Below are 17,426 nucleotides of genomic sequence, written 5' to 3'. Positions count from 1 at the left end.
ATCGCAGCAAGATGGTACAAAAGCCGGGGAGGGAGAAATCTCTGGCGGCGACACGGCAACAAGAACCACGGCGTTCCTTCATGCAACACCTTTTCCTGACCCGCGCACTGTGCCGACTGGCACTGGCCTGGCTCTGCTGCGCTCCCCTGGCAGGGCACGCCCAGAGCCCCCCGGCCGCCGGCGCCGGCGGACCGGGCGCATCCACCCCGGCCCCGACCCCCGCGCCGTTCATGCTGCGCGTGGTGGGCAGCCTGGGCGCCCTGTCGCAGTACACGCAGCGCGAGGCGCCGTTCTGGACGCAGGAACTCGCCCGGCTCAGCAATGGCCGGTTCTCGTCCACCATCGTGCCGTTCGATCGCGCGGGCGTGCCGGGCATGGAGATGCTGCGACTGGTCGAGCTGGGCGTCGTGCCCTTCGGCACCGTGCTGATGAGCTCCCTGACCGCGCAGTACCCGCAGTACACGGCGCCCGATCTGCCGGGCCTCAGTCCCGACATCGCCAGCCTGCGCACCACGGTCGCCGCGTTTCGCCCGTATCTGGAGGCGTCGCTGCGCCAGGAGCGCAACATGGAGATGCTGGCCATCTACGTCTATCCGGCCCAGGTGATCTTCTGCAAGAACGCCATGACGGGCCTGGCCGACCTGTCCGGCCGGCGCATCCGCGTGGCCTCGGCCTCGCAGGCGGACTTCATCAGCGCGGTGGGCGGCATTCCGGTGCACACGGGCTTCGGCCAGATGGTGGCCAGCCTCAAGGCCGGCGACAGCGAATGCGCCGTGACCGGCACCATGTCGGGCAACACCATGGGGCTGTACGAGGTGACCCAGTACGTCTATCCCATGCCGCTCACCTGGGGCCTGTCGATCTTCGGGGCCAACCGCGATGTGTGGAACTCGCTGCCCCCCGACCTGCGCACCCTGCTGCAGCGCGAGGTGCCCCGCCTGGAGGCCGCCATCTGGGCCGATGCCGAGCGCGAGACGACCGAGGGGCTCGCGTGCAACACGGGCCGGCCCACCTGCGTGAAGGGCGCCAAGGGGTCCATGGTGGTGGTGCCGGTGTCGGCGGCCGACGATGCGCGGCGCGTGGAGATCCTGCGCACCACCGTGCTGGCGAACTGGCAGCGGCGCTGCGGCCCCGCCTGCGTGGACCTCTGGAACCGCACCGTCGGCCCTGCGCGCGGCATCACCGCCCCCCGGGCCCCGTGATGCTGTCCATTTCCAGGCGCATCCGCATCGCCGTCGGCAGTGTCGTGGCCGTGTTTCTGCTGGCCCTGGCCGGGGCGGCCGCATGGCTGGTGTGGAGCACGCGGCATGCCGCCCTGGCCGAGAGCGAGGCGCAGGTCACGCGCTTTGCCACCGGCGCCGAGGCCGCGGTCAACCGGTCGCTGCTCGGCCTGGATGTGCTGCTGGCCAGCACCGCCGACCTGATGGCGATGCGCGAGCAGGTGCACGAATCCCGCGATCCCGGCGTGGTGAGCCAGCTGCTGCGCGCGGCCGCGCGCCAGAACCTCATGGTGCGCTACGTGGCCCTGCTGGACGGGCAGCGCAAGGTGGTCGCCTCCTCGGACACGGCCGGCGGGCGCGTGGGGATGGAGCTGCCCTCGGGCTTCTTCGAAGAAGTCATGGGCCAGCCCGTGCCCACGCTGGCGATCAGCGTGCCGACCATCAGCTTCGCCAGTTCCGAGCGCGTGCTGTACGTGGCCCGCCACGTGCGCGCCCTGAACGGCGAGCGTTTGATCGCCGTGGCCCAGGTGCCCACCAGCATGCTGGTGTCGGTGCTCACGCAGGCGGTGGACATTTCCGGGCTGGAGGTCACGCTGGAGCGCGGGCAGGGGCAGATGCTGCTGGGGTTCTCGGGCCGGGGCGATGCGCGCCACCGTGCGCGGGTGCATCCGCTGAGCGAGGTCGGCGTGCCCATCAGCGCCTGGGGCCAGGGCGCGCGCATCACCGGCGTGTCGTCGCTGGTGGTGGCGCGGCCCATCCTGTACCCGGATTTCTGGATCTCGGCCAGCCTGCCCGAAGCGGCGGCGCTGTCGGCCTGGCGCAGCGAGCGCACGGCCATCGTGCTCGTGGCCTTGTTCTTCGGCGTGACCGTGGCCGTGGCGGGCCTGTTCACCATCGCCTACCTCACGCGCATGAACCGCGCGCGCATGGCGCTGGCCAGCTCCAAGTCCACGCTCGACCAGGCGCTGGGCTCCATGGTCACCGGCTTCGTGCTGCTGGGCCGCGACCTGGAAGTGCTGCAGTGGAACCGCCGCTTCGAGGACATGTTTCCCTGGCTGCGCGGCGTGATGACCAATGGCTTGCCGTTCCGCGCGCTGCTGGAGGCGACGGTGCTGCACCACCTGCCCGATGCCAGCGAGCGGCAGCGCCGCGAATGGGTCGACCAGCGCCTGGCCCTGCAGCGCCACCCGCAGGGCACGCACGAGCAGATGCTGCCCAACGGCCACTTCATCCAGATCACCGAGCGCGCCACGCCCGAGGGCGGCCTGATGATCTCCTACCACGACGTGACCGACCTGCGCCTGGCCAGCGCCGAGATCGAGAACCTCGCCTTCTACGACCTGCTGACCGGCCTGCCCAACCGGCGCCTGCTGCTGGACCGGCTCAACCAGGCTGCCGCCACGGCGGCGCGCTCGCGGGAGCTGGGGGCGCTGCTGTTCCTCGACCTGGACCATTTCAAGACCCTCAACGACACGCAGGGCCACGAAGTGGGCGACCTGCTGCTGCAGCAGGTGGCGGTGCGCCTGAAGGATTGCGTGCGCACCACCGACACCGTGGCGCGGCTGGGCGGCGACGAGTTCGTGGTCATGCTGTGCGACCTGGCGCGCGACCCGCAGGAGGCCGCCACGCTGGCGCGGCGCATCGGCGAGAAGATCCTGCTGGCGCTCAGCAAGCCCTACCAGTTGCGGGCGCAGACGCACCACAGCAATTGCAGCATCGGCGCAACCGTGTTCGGCGACTCGCGGCAGTCGGCGGCCGAGCTGCTCAAGCAGGCCGACATCGCCATGTACCAGGTCAAGGCCCGGCGCGGCCACGGCCTGTGCTTCTTCGATCCGCAGATGCAGGTGGTCATCACCCAGCGCGCGCAGCTCGAAGTGGACCTGCAGGTCGCCATCCAGCAGGGCCAGTTCGTGCTGCACTACCAGCCGCAGTTCACCTTGCCCGGCACCATGGTGGGCGTGGAGGCGCTGCTGCGCTGGCAGCACCCCGAGCGCGGCCTGGTGGCCCCCGGCCACTTCATCGCGGTGGCCGAGGAGAGCGAACTGATCGTGCCCATCGGCATGTGGGTGCTGCGCACGGCCTGCGAGCAGCTGGCCGAGTGGCAGCGCGACGCGCGCCTGCGCAACGTGCACGTCTCGGTGAACGTGAGCGCGCGGCAGTTCCGCCACCCCGACTTCGTCTCGGGCGTGGTCGAGGTGATCCAGGAGACCGGCATCCGCCCGCACCTGCTGGAGCTGGAACTGACCGAATCGCTGGTGCTGGACAACGTGGAAGACTCGGTCGCCAAGATGCACCTGCTGCGCACCAAGGGCGTGCGGTTCTCGGTGGACGATTTCGGCACCGGCTATTCGTCGCTGGCCTACCTCACGCGGCTGCCGCTGCACCAGCTCAAGATCGACCAGTCGTTCGTGCGCAACCTGGGCGTGCGCCCCACCGACGACGTGATCGTGCAGACCATCATCGGCATGGCGCGCAACCTGGAGCTGCAGGTGATCGCCGAAGGCGTGGAGACCGCCGAGCAAAAGGACTTCCTGGCGCTGCACGGCTGCGACCTGTACCAGGGCTACCTCTTCGCACGCCCCCTGCCGGTCGAGGAACTGGTGGAGCGCTTTGCCGGCACCGCCGCGCCGAGCGCGCCCCTGCCCGGGCCGCTCTGAGCCGCTCTAAACCAGCCGCGCCTGTGCTTCGGGCCGGCCGCGTCAGCGACCCGGCCCACAGGCGGACTGCTGGATTGCTATATTTTTAATAGCGTTATGCCCTAGTATCGATTGCGCTGGAGGCCGTTTTGCCTCGGATGGCCGGTCAGGCCTTGTGGGGCCGGGATGAGGCGACGATGCCGCCCACGATCAGCAGGAACGCCGCCGCGTGGTAGGGGCGCGGCGTCTCGCCCAGGAACATCGCCGACATCACGGCGGCGAAGAGCGGCGTGAGGTTGATGAAGAACCCCGCCACCGCCGGGCCCGCGCGCTGCACGCCCACGCCCCAGCATCGGTAGGCCAGGATGGCCGGCCCGAGCGCGATGAAGGCCAGCGCCGCGGCCAGCGGCCAGCCCCATTCGATGTGCGTGTGGCCCAGCGCCCATTCGCCGCTGGCGAAGGCGCCCGACCAGGCCAGGCCGAACACCATCTGCGCCATCAGGAACGCCGCCCAGTCCGAGCGCACCGTGGCCGGCTCGTGCGTGCGCGACAGCAGCCAGCTGTAGAACGCCCAGGAGATCGTCGCCAGCACCATGAACAGATCGCCGGGCACCAGGCGCAGCGCAAGCAACTGGCCCCACTCGCCCCGGCTCAGCACCAGCAGCACCCCGGCCATGGACAGCACCGCGCCGATGAGTTGCGGGCGCCGCACGGGCGCGCCGAAGCACAGCGCGCCCACCGTCAGCATCCACAGCGGCAGGCTGGAGCCCACGAGCGTCACGTTCAGCGGCGTGGAGGTCTGCAGCGCCATGTACTGCAGCGCGTTGTAGCAGCCGATGCCCAGCAGCCCGAGCGCCGCATAGCGCCGCCAGTGCGGCCACAGCGGGCTTTGCGGCCCCAGCACGCGGAACGCCAGCGGCAGCAGCACCAGGAACGCCAGCGCCCAGCGCATGAAGTTCAGCGTGACGGGCGGCACCAGCGTGTGGACCAGCCGGCCCACCACTGCGTTGCCGGCCCACAGCAGCGGCGCGGTGGCCAGCAGGGCGATCATGCCCGGGGTGAGTCGTTGCGTCATGGGCGAGGACTGTAGCGCCTCGCCCCGGCAGGCCGCGGCAAAACATGGCAGGATTCACCCGCTTTCCGTCAGCCGGTCGCCCGCTTTTCGTTCTCTCGTTCCTTCCCCCTTCTCAGCTTGCAGGAGTGTTCCCCATGAGCCTTGCCGTCCAGATCCGCCAGCATGGCGGCCCCGAAGAACTCCATGTCGTCGATGTGGCCGTCGGCGACCCCGGCCCGGGCGAGATCCGCATCCGCCACCATGCGGTGGGCCTGAACTTCATCGACGTGTACCACCGCACGGGCCTGTACCCGCTGCCCATGCCGGCCACCATCGGCATGGAGGGCGCAGGCATCGTCGAAGCCGTGGGCGAGGGCGTCACGCACCTGAAGGCCGGCGACCGCGCGGCCTACGCCAGCAACCCGCCCGGCAGCTACTCCGAAGTGCGCGTGATGCCCGCCAAGACCGTCTGCAAGCTCCCCGACGCCATCGGCTTCGAGACCGGCGCGGCCATGATGCTCAAGGGCCTCACGGCGCAGTACCTGCTCAAGAAGACGCTGCCCGCCGAGGGCCTGCAGCCCGGCGACCACGTGCTCTTTCACGCGGCCGCCGGCGGCGTGGGCCTGATCGCCTGCCAGTGGGCCAAGGCCCTGGGCCTGCAGCTCATCGGCACGGCCGGCAGCGACGAAAAATGCCGCCTCGCGCTCGCCAACGGCGCGGCGCACGCCATCAACTACCGCACCGAGGACTTCGCCGCGCGCGTGAAGGACATCACCGGCGGCAAGGGCGTGAAGGTGGTGTACGACTCCGTGGGCAAGGACACCTGGGAGAAGTCGCTCGACTGCCTGCGTCCCTTCGGCCTCATGGCCACCTTCGGCAATGCCTCGGGCCCTGCGCCGGCGTTCCCGCCGGGCGTGCTGGGCGCCAAGGGGTCGCTGTACGTCACGCGGCAGACGCTCTTCACCCACATCGCCACGCGCGAGGCCACGCAGGCCATGGCGGACGACCTGTTCGCGGTGGTGCAAAGCGGCGCAGTCAAGATCCACATCGAGCAGCGCCACCCCCTGCGCGACGTGCAGCAGGCGCACCGCGACCTGGAGGCCCGCAAGACCACGGGCTGCACCATCCTCACCCTCGAATGAGCGGGCAACCCGTGCCGGGCTGGGTGCCCGCCGCGCGCCGCCAGGCGCAGCAGCCCCCCGCCGCGCCGCGCCTGCCGTTTCTGGTCGCCGGGCATGCCGTGGGCTCGGTCGCCGAGGGCGTTTTGGATGAAATCGCCCTCACGCCGGGAGATTCTTTGCCTTGGTTGCTATTAAAAAAGGAGCATCTCGGTGCGCCTGCATGGCACCTCGATGCCCCGGCGGGCGACGCGACCGCCGCCCTGGCGGCCCTGGCGCAGGCGCTGCGCCAGGCCGGCCGCTGCGGGGCCTGGCGCGACGAGCAGCTCGCCGTGTGCAACGCCGCCGGCGAGCGCGTCGGCACCGTGGAGCGCGCCGCGGTGCGCCCCTTGGGGCTCGCCACCCAGGCCGTGCACCTGGTGGCCAGTGCGCCCGACGGCCGCGCGTGGGTGCAGCAGCGCGCCTTCGACAAACCCACCCACCCCGGCCGGTGGGACACGCTCATGGGCGGCATGGTGAGCGCCGCCGACACGCTGGACACCGCCCTGGAGCGGGAAACCTGGGAAGAGGCGGGCCTGCGCATCGGCGCGCTGCACTCCGTGGCGCACGCCGGCCACGTGGACTTCGCCCGACCCAGCAGCGATGGCGAAGGCGTGGGCTACATGGTCGAGCGCATCGACTGGTTCCACGCCACCGTGCCCGAGGGCCTGGTGCCAGAGAACCAGGACGGCGAGGTGGAGCGGTTCGAACTGCTGCCCGCCGCCGAGGTGCATGCGCGGCTGGCGCGGGGCGAATTCACGCCGGAGGCGGCGCTGGTGTTGGCGGGGTTCTACGGCTGGTGATCCCGGAGCGCTGCGTTCATTGAAATCCTGCTTCGCATCATGGTCTGCGCGGGCAGACTGCGGGACTAAAGTGAACCCATGTTCTCACTCGAGGGAAGCACTCCATGTTCGGCCTCAGCAAATTAGGCATCGGGCGCAAGCCATCCGATGCGCAAGCACAGCCCAAAGACGGGGACAAAAAGGCCTCTGGAAGCTCTTCAGAAAAGACCTCGCGCCATTCGCATTCCGCTCTGTCGGGAATGCCCGCGTCTCGTGCCCAATCGGGCGCCACTGCGTCGGAGCATGGTGCTCGCCCCCGCACGCGGATCGGTGGGGAGTCGTCTTCGGCCCGCCCACTCAGCGTCAAGGAGCAGCGGCACCAACAGTTGATGGCGCAAGCGGCCGCGCAGGGCGGTGTCTATGCACAAGGCAGCTACACGCCCAAACCGAAAACGGAAAAACCGCCAGCCTCTGTGTCTTCTCCGTCCTCGAGCTTCACGCGTCAGGAGTCTTTCGACCCCGACATGCAAACCATGATGTTCGACACGCCCGATGCGAAGGAGTTTTATCAGCACAGGGTGAACCCTGGCGCGCACGCCCAAAGCAGTGCGTCTGCCGACGCTGCCGCGCCACCGAGCGGTCGTGTTCTTGGACGCAGCGCGCCGATCCAGAACCGCGATTACAACGCTGGGCCGGCGCCTCAGCGTTAGGGCGCTGGCGCAAGCCGCTGAGAGCGGGTTTCGAAGGCTTGGCGATGCAAGTCTTATGACGTCGCTTCGGTCGAGTGCCTTGGCTCTGCACGGGTCGGACTTCTTGTCTGCCGCTCCTGAGCCACCGTCCGCACCAAGTCCCACGCGGCCTGGGCCACCGGCGCCAGCGCCCGGTTGAGGCGGTGGACGAGCACGATTTCGCGGTCCACGCGCGGGCGCAGCGGGCGCACGGCCACCCCGGGCAGGCCCTCTGGCGGCAATGCCAGCGTGGGCACCACGGTGATGCCCAGGCCCGCGGCCAGCATGCGGAAGATCGTGGTCGGGTGGCCGACCTCCTGCGCCACGGTGGCGGCCACGCCCTGGGCGGACAACGCCTGGTCGATGAGGCGCCGGCTGCCCGAGGCATGGTCGAGCAAAACCAGCGGCTCGCCCGCCAGATCGGTCCAGCGCACGCTGCGCCTGCGCGCCAGGGGATGGCTGGGCGGGCAGGCCACGCAAAAGGGCTCGGTGAGGATGGACTCGCAGGTGAGTGCTTCGCGCTCGCCAGGATCGATCACCACGCCGAAATCCACCTCGCCCGACAGCACGCTCGCCAGCACGTCGTTCTGGATGCGGTCCAGCAGCACGATCTGCAGGCCCGGAATCTCGCGCTGGCAGCGGGCGATGCAGTCGGGCATGAGGTGGGCCGAAAGCGTGGGGCTGCTGGCCACGCGCACCCGGCCCCGCCGTTCGGACGCCATGCCGCGCACGTCCAGCAGCACCGCGTCCAGGTCTTCCAGCACGCGCTCCAGGCGGGCGGCGAGGCTGCGGCCCGCCTCGGTCAGCTCGACCTCGCGCGTGGTGCGGTTGAGCAGCTGCAGGCCCAGTTGCGCCTCCAGTTCGGTGATGCAGCGGCTGACCGCGGGTTGCGTCAGGCCGATCTGTTCGCCCGCGCGGCTGAAATGGCGCGTGGCGGCGACCGCGCGAAAGACATGGAGCTGGCGCAGCGTGACATTCATGATTTCCCATCATAAAACCATCAGATAAATCCATTTCTCTTTGGATCGCGCGCCGGGCCTAATGGCGGCCATCCGATTGCAAAGGTTCAGTGTTCCATGGCCCGCTCCCGCTTCCTTCCCGACAATTTCACCCTCGCGCTGCTCGCCACCGTAGCGCTGGCCAGCCTGCTGCCTGCCTGGGGGCGGGTGGCCCAGGGCTTCGAGCAGGCCACGCTGGCCGCGGTGGCGCTGCTGTTCTTCCTGCACGGTGCCAAGCTGTCGCGGGAGGCCATCGTGGCCGGCCTGTCGCACTGGCGCCTGCACCTCGTGGTGGTGGCCTCCACCTTCGTGCTCTTTCCGCTCATCGGCTGGGCGCTGCGGCCGGTGCTGCAGCCGCTGGTCACGCCCGAGCTGTACCTGGGCGTGCTCTTCCTGTGCGTGCTGCCGGCGACCGTGCAGTCGGCCATCGCCTTCACCGCCATGGCGCGCGGCAACATGCCTGCCGCCGTGTGCGCGGCCTCGGGCTCGACGCTGCTGGGCATCGTGATCACGCCGCTGCTGGTGGGCTGGCTGCTGCCGGGCGTTCCCATGGCGCATGGCGCGGGCGGCGCAGCGGGTGGGGGCACGCACGATCTGCTGGCCAGCATCGGGCGCATCACGCTGCAATTGTTCGTTCCCTTCCTGTCGGGCCATCTGCTGCGCCCGTGGATCAGCGGCTTCGTGCAGCGCCGTGCCGCGGTGCTCAAGTTCGTGGACCAGGGCTCGATCCTGCTGGTGGTCTATACGGCCTTCAGCGCGGCCGTGATCGAGGGGCTGTGGCGGCAGATTCCACTGCCGGCGCTGGCCGGGCTGCTGGTCGTGTGCGCGGTGATTCTGGCCATCGCGCTGGCGGCCACGACCTGGATCAGCCGGCGGTTCGGGTTTTCGAAAGAGGACGAGATCACGGTGGTGTTCTGCGGCTCCAAGAAAAGCCTGGCGAGCGGCGTGCCCATGGCCAAGGTGCTGTTCGCCTCGCACGCGGTGGGGGCCATCGTGCTGCCGCTGATGGTGTTCCACCAGTTGCAGCTCATGGTGTGCGCGGTGCTCGCACAGCGTTATGCCCGCCGGCCCGAGGGGCTCGCCCCCGCAGATCGCATCGCTGCCCATGCGGCAGCGGCCCGCGCGGCCGAGACGCCGCGGGTTCCGTAGGGGCGACGGAAGGGGGCTGATGGAGGGCGTTGCGGGGCCGGGTGGCTGGCAGAGACGGCGCACCCCCGCTTCGCTTGGCGCGAAGCCGGTTCGCGCGGGTGGGCGCGATGGCGCCAGAGGCGTGCCATCTTGCCCTGTGCCCGCCGATGGCCGGGGGGCGTCCCTCCTCCCCCGACCCCATGCCCAGCCCCGTTCCTTCTGTTCCTTCTGTTCCTTCATCGTCCCGCCGGCCCCGTCCCGCCACTGCGCAGGAAGCCGCGACTTCCGCGGATCAACGCCCCGCGCAACGACCGCGCCTGACCGGTCCCTCGTCCCTGCCGGGGCAGGCCGGTCCGCCTCTGCCGCCGCGGCGTTCCGGGCCTGCGCTGCCGATGACGCCCGCCCGCACTGCCCTGTGGCGCTGGGTGAGAGCCCATGCGGATGCGCCATTGCTTGACAATGCGTCCGCCCTGTCGCGCATGGGCATCGAGCCCGAAGCCCGCCTGCTGGCGCCCGTGCCCGACCGCCCCAGCGTGCCCACCCCGTCGGTCTCCCCAGGCGGCCTGTGTCTGCCCATGAGGCTAGCCCTTCCCCCGGCTCCCCGTGTCGCCCTGCCGGAAGGCGACACGGCTGCCGTGCAGAGGCGCCAGGTGGTCGATTGGTTGAGAGAACTGCGCGCGGTGGCTGCCGACCTGCACGACGAGGGCGCCAGCCCGGACGAGGAGCCCGATGCCATCCGCAAGCTCGACAAGCTGGCCATGCCGGCCATGGTGGCTGCGCTCAATGCGGAGGACCCACAACTGCGCCTGGTCTATGCGCACGTCAACGAGCCCGACGACCGGGGCGTGGTGCCCGACAACGAAGGCTTTGGCTCCTCGGAGTGGACGCAATTCATGGAGGCCGCAACTCCGGGGCGCTGGCGGGTCGTCCTGGACAACTCGACCCACAACCTTGCGCTGGACGTGCGGATTGACGGGTTGCCGGGGCAGCCCGGCCGCCGCGGATCCATCGTGCACCTGAGCCCGTCCTTGGCGGGGAACGCCGAGCCACTCATCACGGCCGCCGAGATGGCGAGCCATCTGCACCTGCCGGACGATTGGCCTTTGCTGCTTGCGGACGTGCCGGCGCAAAAGAGCCTGCGTTCCTGCAGGATCTTTGCCCTTTCGATGGCCCTGAAGTGCCACAAAGATGCCTCCATCGACGCCCTGCATGACCAGCGCCTGCGCGGCGCGCCGCTGCCGTTCGCCGCGGTGCCGGTCGAGGCCGAGTTGCTGCAGCCGGCCGAATACTCCAGCGACGAAGAGAGCTTCGGCAGAGAAAGCGATGGTGACGGCGTGGCATCTTCGGATTCAGAATCCGATGCCGATTCTTCCTCGCGGCTTCGGCGGGACGCCGGCAAGCGCGGTGCGAGCGCCGTTGCGCAAGACCGGCACCTTGCGCCGGCCGATCCTGCCGTGCCGCCGCAGGCGCCGCGGACGGGCCTTCTGGGGCACTATGCCCTGGACGCAGCGGACTGGGTCGGTCTGCCATTCATGAAGCACGCCCAGTCCCGCAACGAGGTGCTGGCCTATCTGGCCCGGAGCCCGATGAACCCATCGGATCCCTTGAACCGCAAAGGGCAGACGCTGTTGCAGCGCCATGATGCCCACCGGGTCGCGCGCTGGCCGCAAGCCGATGCGCGGCACTCCGGCCCGCTGATGCAAAGCGCATCGATCGAGCTCAAGCGCATCGCCTTCCTTGACAAGGCCCTGCAGCATGCCGCCCGTTGCCCGCCGCAAGAGGTGCAAGACTTGTGCGTGTTCATGGACGGTGTGGACCGCCGTTGGCAGGACCGTTACCGCAATTGAACGCGCTGCGGCGCTCATCGCCGCGCGGGCGGGCCCGGGTGGCGGGCACCGGCCTTATTCCTTTTCTTCGCCGGGCGGCACCTTCAGGCGGTCGTTGCGGACCTCCTTCATCATGGCTTCGCCCTCGGGGTCTGTGTCGTCCACCGGCACGCTGTCTTCCTGGGTGATTTCCGGCTCGTCATCGCCGTGGGGGTGCTTGGGGGTGTTCATCGTGTCTCCTGGGACGGAAATACAGGCCGGGCAGGCCCTGGCAGGGCTGGCCCGGGCGGTCGGCGAGCGCCGACTGTGCTCGATCAAGGCTGCAGCAATTCCGGCTGCGTGCGGATCGAGGTGCGATCGCGCTGGTCCTTGAGCTTGCCGAGGGCGCTGTCCAGTGCGCGCTGCAACTTGGCTTCGGCGCCGCGGAAGGCTTCGTCCACCGTGGGTGCGTTGTGGGTGGCAACGACAGGCGCATGCTGGGGCACCAGCGCTTCGATCACGCAGCGCTTGTCGTCTGCGCCGCCCCGGTCATGGTTGACATCCGACAGGTGCACCTCGACGCGTCGCACGCCCTCGTTGAACCGCGACAAATTCTTGCGGATTTCGGCGTCCGCCCAGCGTTCCAGGCTCTCGCGGTTGTCCATGCCATTGCCCGTATTGATGTGAATTTCCATGAGATCTCCTGATGCAGATAAGAGCGCCCAGAGTGCCTTGGGCGGTCCCGCCGCCCTGTAGGCCGAGGGAGCATGGGGCCGTGCGCAGGGTCCTTTGTCACGTTGCGTGACACCTGGGCTGAAGCGCCCCTCACATCGCTCAGCCGTGGCGCTGTGCCCTGTGGAAATCGAAAAAAAAGCCATGCGGGTGCCTTGGCATGGGGCGGATTCGCCTGTTAAATTTCGTAAGAGGGGTGAGAGGTGCTGCAGGCGTCGAGCCATGCACCAGGAGCGGAAGACGCAGGCGGTTTTCCGGACAGCGGCCCCGAGTCTTTGCCGCGACCCGAACGTCGTTGCACGCCCTGTGTCCCGGTTCGGGAAGGGGCATCCGGCAAAGAAATCGTTTCTCAAAAAATCAGAACGGGTTGCGCCATGCACACGATTTCCTCTTGCCCGCGGCATCGCCGCCATGCCATCGCGGCGTTGATCGCCTGTACGGCTTCTTTGCATTTCGCCGCGGCGAATGCCGCCGATGTCAGCATCACGCTGCCCCCTGGCGGCGGCTTCAGCGTGCGCAGCAGTGGCGGCACCGATGAGCGCCTTCGGGTGCAGTCCGATGGCGCGGTCCTGTTGCCTGCGCTGCCTGCCTCGCCGCAGCAGGGCCAACTGGCATGTTTCGACGGCGCTTCGGGCCGCCTGGGGAGTTGTTCCCCGGCCGCTGCTTCGGCCTTGGCGGGGCCCACCGGCGCGACCGGTCCGGCCGGGGCTGGCGGAGCGACAGGTGCCACGGGCGCGCAGGGAGCGACCGGCGCAACCGGGTCATCGGGCGCGACCGGCGCGACGGGGCCCATCGGATTGGCCGGCGCCACCGGTCCGGCGGGCCCGCAAGGCCTTCAGGGCCCGACCGGTGCGGCGGGCGCCACCGGCACGGCGGGTGCGACCGGGGCCACCGGCCCTGCGGGCACTGGCGGGGCAGTGAGTGCGGTGTCGATGGCTGCGCACAACACGGCAGGCTCCACCATCGCCGTTCTGCTGGGGGGCACCAATGTGCCGATGCCGCAGGCGCAGAACCTCGGCGGTGGCTTTCTCGCCAATGGTTCCAGCGACGTCTTCACGGTGCCCACCACGGGCCGCTACCGCGTGAAATACGCCATGCGCACCACCGCCGCCACCCTGGCGAGCGCCCGGGTGCTGATCAATGGCGCCTCCTATCCCGCCTTGACCGAGGTGCCCAGCACGTCGACGAACCGGTATCTCGGCGAGACCATCGTGACGCTGATCGCGGGCTCCACCTTGCAGGCCCAGTTCTATGGGATGTTGGGCTCGGTGACCTTGGACGGCGGGGCGGGCGCGACCCTGATCGTCGAGCAGATGGACTGACCCCATCCGATGGGCGCACGGGCGGGCACCTGGCCCACCGCTTTGCTAGCGGGCGGGCAGAAGATCCGCCACCCGTTCGGCGGGCCGGCACAGGCGCACGCCCCGCGGCGATACCACGATGGGGCGGTTGATGAGTGCGGGGTGGGCGGCCATGGCATCGAGCAGCCGGGTGTCGTCCAGGGCCGGATCGGCGAGTCCCAGTTCCGCATGCAGCGGGTGCTTCTCGCGCAGCATGTCGCGCGCCGGCACGCCTGCCCGCGTGACCAGCCATGCCAGCATGGCACGCGAAGGCGGGGTCTTCAGGTACTCGACCACATGCGGCTCGATGCCGCTCGCACGGATCATCGCCAGCACGTTGCGCGAGGTGCCGCATTCCGGGTTGTGATAAATGACGACGTCGGGTTCGAGGGCGCGGTCGGGCAGGGCAGGGGAGGTCACAGGCGGGGCTTTCGGCAAGGGGTCTGGCTGCAGCAATGGCGCGGCAATCGCAAGGGGCACATGCGTGGGCGGCGAGCCCGTCATTTTCCGATCGTGGCGTCCTGCGCCGCGCCGGTGGCCGAGCGCAGGCGGTTGGGCGCCAGGGCACCGGCCGAGTCCAGGATGGGATAGGCGATCGAGCAGATGTGCGAGTTGATGCGCTTGAGTTCGCTGATCAGGTCGATGTGAAGCGAGCTGGTTTCCATGCTCTGCACCGTCTTGTCCGCCAGGCGCACCAGGTGGGTGGCGGCGTAGGCGCGCTCCAGGTCGCGAAAGCGCGCTTTTTCTTCGAGCAGCTTCTGCGCGTCGCGCACCGTGCCGTTGAGGAACACGCTCATTCCCAGGCGCAGGTTGTTGATCAGGCGCTCGTGCAGCTCCGTGATCTCGGCCATGCCGGCGTCGGAGAACTGGCGGCCCTTTTTGATCTTCTTGTCTTCGATGTCCAGCAGCACGCGTTCGATGATGTCGCCGATCTGCTCCATGTTGATGGTGAAGCTGATGATGTCGGTCCAGCGCCGGCTTTCGTCCTCGCCCAGCGCCTCGCGGGAGATCTTGGTCAGGTAGTACTTGATGGACGAATACAGCTCGTCCACCTCGTCGTCCATCTTGCGCAGGCGTTCGGCCAGTTGCACATCATTTTTCTTGATCACATCGAGCACGCCCAGCAGCATGGTCTCGACCACGTCGGCCTGGTGCAGCGCCTCGCGGGCGGCGCAGGAAATGGCCAGCGACGGGGTGGACAGGGCCGACGGGTCCAGGTGGTGCGGCCGCAGGCTCTGCGCGCCCACGGGCTTGGGCAGCAGCCGGGTCACCCAGGTGGCCACCCATTGCGTGAAGGCGATGAACCCCAGGCTGATGACCACGTTGAAGCCCAGATGGAACAGCACCACCCCCTGTGCCGTGCCCGGCATGTGGGGCTGCACGTAGCGCAGCCACAGCCCCGCGAACGGGGCCACCAGCGCCACGCCCATCAGCTTGAAGACGAGGTTGCCCACGGTGACCTGCCGCACCTCCACGGCCGATTTGGCCGTGGTCAGCACGGCCAGCAGGCCGCTGCCCAGGTTGGCACCCAGCACCAGGCCCAGGGCCACGTCCAGCGGCACCACGTGCGAGGCCGCCATGGCCGAGATGAGCAGCACGATGGCCAGGCTGGAGTACGCGATCACGGCCAGCACCGCGCCCATGACGATCTCCATCACGATGTCGCTGTTGAGCGAGCCGAGCATGGCCTTGATGATGGGCGAGGCCAGCATGGGGCCGCTGGCCTGCACCACCATTTCGAGCGCCAGCAGCATCAGCCCCAGCCCGATGAGCACGCGCCCCACGCGCCCGGCCGAGCTGGACTGGCGGGTGATGAACAGCACCACACCCACGAAGATGAAGAGGGGGGACAGCCACGACAGGTCGGTGGAGAACAGCACCGACATGAGGGCGGTTCCCACGTCGGCCCCGCGCATCACCGCCAGCGCGGCGGGGAGGGTGATGAGCCCCTGGCCCACGAACGACGAGGTCATGAGCGAGGTGGCCGTGCTGGACTGCACCAGGGCCGTCACGCCGATGCCCGACAGCGCTGCCGTGAAGCGGTTGCCCATGCTGCGGGCGAGCATGGTGCGCAGGTTGGCGCCGAACACACGCAGCACGCCCGTGCGCACCAGGTGGGTGCCCCAGACCAGCAGTGCCACGGCGGCCAGCAGATTCAACAGGTGCTTCATGAAAGGGATCGGATGCTTCACCCGGGGGCGGTGCTCAGGGCTCCTGGCCTGCCTGCCGTTCCGGGAGTGACAGCATACTCCTGAATCCATAGCAGCCGGCCAGCAACCACGGGCCTGGGCGGGTCGGACCGCTGTGCCGGGTGGCCTGGGTGGCACGGGGTGGTCCGGGTTTCGCGTGCCGGGCAAGGGCTTCGGGTGATGCGGAGCGGCGGGTAAGGCCCGTTTCTACCCTCGGCCCTTCCACTCAAGCATTCAAGGGAGAAGCCATGGTCCAGTTCACAGGAGTCACGTCGCCGCCGCGCGTTGCCCGTTCCGTTGAGGAGCGCATCCAGGAGGGCGCACCGCAACGCAGGTCCACTTCCATGTCCGCAGCGACACTGGGCTTGCAGGGCAGAGCGCTGGCCCTGCAAACCAAACCCGAGGATTCGGGGCCGCCGCCCACCCGCCGTCCCCCTCCGCCGAAACTTTCCCGACCAGCCGGGGCGCGTCACCGCGAACCGGCCGTATCCGGCACCGCTGCGTCAGCCTCGGCGACCCGTGCGGCGGCGCTTGCCGAGGCGCGTGCCGGCAAGGCCAAGGCTGTCGCCGTCGCCTCTACAGGCCGCTCGGGCCCTCCGCCCGTGGAAAATACCGACGCATGGCGCGACCTCGCAGCCGCAGGGATTCTGAGGATGCAGGGGTATGTCGGCCAACCAGAAAAGTCAGTGGCCGAAAACCCGGCGGCAATGCAGATCCGGATCAAGCGTCTGCAAAGCATGGCGAGCCTCAAAGCCGATTCGCTGCGTTTTCAATCGGAAATGCGCAAGCAGATGAACGGCTTGGACGGGAGCGCGACGCCGGAGAGCTACAAAAAATGGGTGCAGGCTGCATCGGTGAACCTGGAAGCGGTGTTCCAGACAGCGGAGGCTGCGGCGCGCGAGGCGCATGCGCGGCTGGAGGTAGAACCTGAATCGGACGCTGACTCCGATACGGACGTCTTCATGGACGCGCGGTCGGATTGGGACGCGGATCTGGAAACGCACACGGAAGCAGAAACAGATGCTGCAACGGAAGCGAATGAAAGTGTGCAGATCGACGTGGAGGCGAACGTGGCGTCCACCCAGTCGGAATCTCCGAAATCGGCTGCCAGCCCCCGTGCCGGTGACGTGATCGCATCAACCCAGCCGGTGTCCAGCGCTTCTTCGACCGAGGGCTCCGCCCCGGCTTCCCCCACACACGTTGCCAGCACGGCGGCTGCCGAGTCAACCGCCGCGCTGGCACAGAGCGCGGCAGACGAAAAGCGCCACGAAACGGCGCAGGCCCTGTTGTCGCTCCGCACCATGAACATGAGATATCACGTCAGTGGCGTGCTGGAGCTCCTCGAAAACGTCCAGGCGATGGGCAGAAAGATCCAAAACCTGGAGCAGGTGCTGGCGACTAAAGATGAACTGCTTCAAGGCCATGGCGATCTGGTGGAACGACTGGCCGACGAAACGGTGAGCGCCCGGCTGGATCCTCGGCAGCTCAAGCAGTGGCGCGATGCCGCGGCCATGGACCCTGGAGCGAAATTCAATGAACTCGCGGCATCGATCAGCGACATCAAAGCCCGCATGCGCAACGGTGTGGAGCATCTGACCAAGATCGAGGACTACTCCATGGCAGAGATTTTTCCGAGGAGCCGATGAGCGAAGCCGTG

General features: G+C 68.8%; 15 protein-coding genes. 9 read left to right on the top strand and 6 right to left on the bottom strand.

From position 1 onward, the window contains the following. Nucleotides 1-80 precede the first annotated feature (80 nt). Entirely contained in the window at nucleotides 81-1,202 is a 1,122-nt protein-coding gene (locus tag AVAK2825_RS06305; RefSeq protein WP_502870491.1) for a TRAP transporter substrate-binding protein, read from the top strand. Continuing rightward, nucleotides 1,202-3,877 carry a bifunctional diguanylate cyclase/phosphodiesterase gene (locus tag AVAK2825_RS06300; RefSeq protein ID WP_284395263.1) on the top strand — a complete coding sequence of 892 codons (2,676 nt, stop codon included), beginning with the start codon at nucleotides 1,202-1,204 and terminating at the stop codon, nucleotides 3,875-3,877. Before AVAK2825_RS06305 ends, AVAK2825_RS06300 begins: the two co-directional genes overlap by 1 nt. 145 nt (nucleotides 3,878-4,022) lie before the next feature. Here the strand turns inward: AVAK2825_RS06300 and AVAK2825_RS06295 are convergent, their stop codons facing one another. Beyond that, nucleotides 4,023-4,931 carry a DMT family transporter gene (locus tag AVAK2825_RS06295; RefSeq protein ID WP_284395261.1) on the bottom strand — a complete coding sequence of 303 codons (909 nt, stop codon included), beginning with the start codon at nucleotides 4,929-4,931 and terminating at the stop codon, nucleotides 4,023-4,025. Between the two features lie 134 nt (nucleotides 4,932-5,065). Here AVAK2825_RS06295 and AVAK2825_RS06290 point away from each other — a divergent pair, with 134 nt between their 5' ends. From AVAK2825_RS06290 to AVAK2825_RS06280, 3 genes are all read left to right on the top strand, one after another. Then, the gene (locus AVAK2825_RS06290; protein ID WP_284395259.1) at nucleotides 5,066-6,052 is read left to right on the top strand and encodes a quinone oxidoreductase family protein; all 987 of its coding nucleotides are present in this window, start codon (nucleotides 5,066-5,068) and stop codon (nucleotides 6,050-6,052) included. Continuing rightward, nucleotides 6,049-6,870 (top strand): NUDIX hydrolase, encoded by an 822-nt coding sequence (locus AVAK2825_RS06285; RefSeq protein WP_284395257.1) that lies wholly within the window; start codon nucleotides 6,049-6,051, stop codon nucleotides 6,868-6,870. Before AVAK2825_RS06290 ends, AVAK2825_RS06285 begins: the two co-directional genes overlap by 4 nt. 104 nt (nucleotides 6,871-6,974) lie before the next feature. Continuing rightward, nucleotides 6,975-7,559 carry a hypothetical protein gene (locus tag AVAK2825_RS06280; RefSeq protein WP_284395255.1) on the top strand — a complete coding sequence of 195 codons (585 nt, stop codon included), beginning with the start codon at nucleotides 6,975-6,977 and terminating at the stop codon, nucleotides 7,557-7,559. A 53-nt stretch (nucleotides 7,560-7,612) separates the two neighbouring features. On the opposite strand, the gene AVAK2825_RS06275 is transcribed toward AVAK2825_RS06280, so the two are convergent. Continuing rightward, nucleotides 7,613-8,557 (bottom strand): LysR family transcriptional regulator, encoded by a 945-nt coding sequence (locus AVAK2825_RS06275; RefSeq protein WP_284395253.1) that lies wholly within the window; start codon nucleotides 8,555-8,557, stop codon nucleotides 7,613-7,615. 96 nt (nucleotides 8,558-8,653) lie between these two features. Between AVAK2825_RS06275 and AVAK2825_RS06270 the strand changes: the two genes are divergently transcribed. Beyond that, on the top strand, nucleotides 8,654-9,724 hold the full coding sequence (locus AVAK2825_RS06270) for a bile acid:sodium symporter family protein (RefSeq protein ID WP_284395251.1): 1,071 nt from the start codon (nucleotides 8,654-8,656) through the stop codon (nucleotides 9,722-9,724). Between the two features lie 659 nt (nucleotides 9,725-10,383). Next, nucleotides 10,384-11,550: a YopJ family acetyltransferase gene (locus AVAK2825_RS06265; RefSeq protein ID WP_284395249.1), complete on the top strand. Its 1,167-nt coding sequence runs from the start codon at nucleotides 10,384-10,386 to the stop codon at nucleotides 11,548-11,550. Nucleotides 11,551-11,604: 54 nt separating this feature from the next. Here AVAK2825_RS06265 and AVAK2825_RS06260 read toward each other — a convergent pair whose 3' ends face one another. Together AVAK2825_RS06260 and AVAK2825_RS06255 are read right to left on the bottom strand one after the other, a co-directional pair. Next, nucleotides 11,605-11,760 (bottom strand): hypothetical protein, encoded by a 156-nt coding sequence (locus tag AVAK2825_RS06260; protein WP_284395247.1) that lies wholly within the window; start codon nucleotides 11,758-11,760, stop codon nucleotides 11,605-11,607. A gap of 83 nt (nucleotides 11,761-11,843) precedes the next feature. Then, complete coding sequence (locus AVAK2825_RS06255; RefSeq protein ID WP_284395245.1) at nucleotides 11,844-12,203, bottom strand: HPF/RaiA family ribosome-associated protein; 360 nt, start codon at nucleotides 12,201-12,203, stop codon at nucleotides 11,844-11,846. A gap of 411 nt (nucleotides 12,204-12,614) precedes the next feature. On the opposite strand from AVAK2825_RS06255, the gene AVAK2825_RS06250 reads away from it, so the two are divergent. Further along, entirely contained in the window at nucleotides 12,615-13,562 is a 948-nt protein-coding gene (locus AVAK2825_RS06250) for a BclA C-terminal domain-containing protein (protein ID WP_284395243.1), read from the top strand. A gap of 45 nt (nucleotides 13,563-13,607) precedes the next feature. Here the strand turns inward: AVAK2825_RS06250 and arsC are convergent, their stop codons facing one another. Continuing rightward, the gene (gene arsC / locus AVAK2825_RS06245; RefSeq protein ID WP_349816844.1) at nucleotides 13,608-14,000 is read right to left on the bottom strand and encodes an arsenate reductase (glutaredoxin); all 393 of its coding nucleotides are present in this window, start codon (nucleotides 13,998-14,000) and stop codon (nucleotides 13,608-13,610) included. A gap of 80 nt (nucleotides 14,001-14,080) precedes the next feature. Beyond that, the gene (locus AVAK2825_RS06240) at nucleotides 14,081-15,751 is read right to left on the bottom strand and encodes a Na/Pi cotransporter family protein (protein WP_284395241.1); all 1,671 of its coding nucleotides are present in this window, start codon (nucleotides 15,749-15,751) and stop codon (nucleotides 14,081-14,083) included. A 266-nt stretch (nucleotides 15,752-16,017) separates the two neighbouring features. Here AVAK2825_RS06240 and AVAK2825_RS06235 point away from each other — a divergent pair, with 266 nt between their 5' ends. After that, nucleotides 16,018-17,415, top strand: a complete 1,398-nt coding sequence (locus AVAK2825_RS06235) for a hypothetical protein (protein ID WP_284395239.1) — start codon at nucleotides 16,018-16,020, stop codon at nucleotides 17,413-17,415. The last annotated feature ends 11 nt before the right edge of the window (nucleotides 17,416-17,426 follow it).

Source organism: Acidovorax sp. SUPP2825 (assembly GCF_030158995.1).
Classification (GTDB): Bacteria; Pseudomonadota; Gammaproteobacteria; order Burkholderiales; family Burkholderiaceae_C; genus Paracidovorax.
The sequence above is the reverse complement of the archived record's forward strand: the minus strand, read 5'-3'. Positions and strand labels throughout refer to the sequence as shown.

Bases quoted from the DNA above. Each gene is read 5' to 3' on its own strand.
- AVAK2825_RS06280 (WP_284395255.1), top strand. From the start codon at position 6,975: ATGTTCGGCCTCAGCAAATTAGGCATCGGGCGCAAGCCATCCGATGCG.
- AVAK2825_RS06275 (WP_284395253.1), bottom strand. From the start codon at position 8,557: ATGAATGTCACGCTGCGCCAGCTCCATGTCTTTCGCGCGGTCGCCGCC.
- AVAK2825_RS06260 (WP_284395247.1), bottom strand. From the start codon at position 11,760: ATGAACACCCCCAAGCACCCCCACGGCGATGACGAGCCGGAAATCACC.
- AVAK2825_RS06255 (WP_284395245.1), bottom strand. From the start codon at position 12,203: ATGGAAATTCACATCAATACGGGCAATGGCATGGACAACCGCGAGAGC.
- AVAK2825_RS06305 (WP_502870491.1), top strand. From the start codon at position 81: ATGCAACACCTTTTCCTGACCCGCGCACTGTGCCGACTGGCACTGGCC.
- AVAK2825_RS06300 (WP_284395263.1), top strand. From the start codon at position 1,202: ATGCTGTCCATTTCCAGGCGCATCCGCATCGCCGTCGGCAGTGTCGTG.
- AVAK2825_RS06235 (WP_284395239.1), top strand. From the start codon at position 16,018: ATGGTCCAGTTCACAGGAGTCACGTCGCCGCCGCGCGTTGCCCGTTCC.
- AVAK2825_RS06240 (WP_284395241.1), bottom strand. From the start codon at position 15,751: ATGAAGCACCTGTTGAATCTGCTGGCCGCCGTGGCACTGCTGGTCTGG.
- AVAK2825_RS06295 (WP_284395261.1), bottom strand. From the start codon at position 4,931: ATGACGCAACGACTCACCCCGGGCATGATCGCCCTGCTGGCCACCGCG.
- AVAK2825_RS06250 (WP_284395243.1), top strand. From the start codon at position 12,615: ATGCACACGATTTCCTCTTGCCCGCGGCATCGCCGCCATGCCATCGCG.
- AVAK2825_RS06270 (WP_284395251.1), top strand. From the start codon at position 8,654: ATGGCCCGCTCCCGCTTCCTTCCCGACAATTTCACCCTCGCGCTGCTC.
- AVAK2825_RS06285 (WP_284395257.1), top strand. From the start codon at position 6,049: ATGAGCGGGCAACCCGTGCCGGGCTGGGTGCCCGCCGCGCGCCGCCAG.
- AVAK2825_RS06290 (WP_284395259.1), top strand. From the start codon at position 5,066: ATGAGCCTTGCCGTCCAGATCCGCCAGCATGGCGGCCCCGAAGAACTC.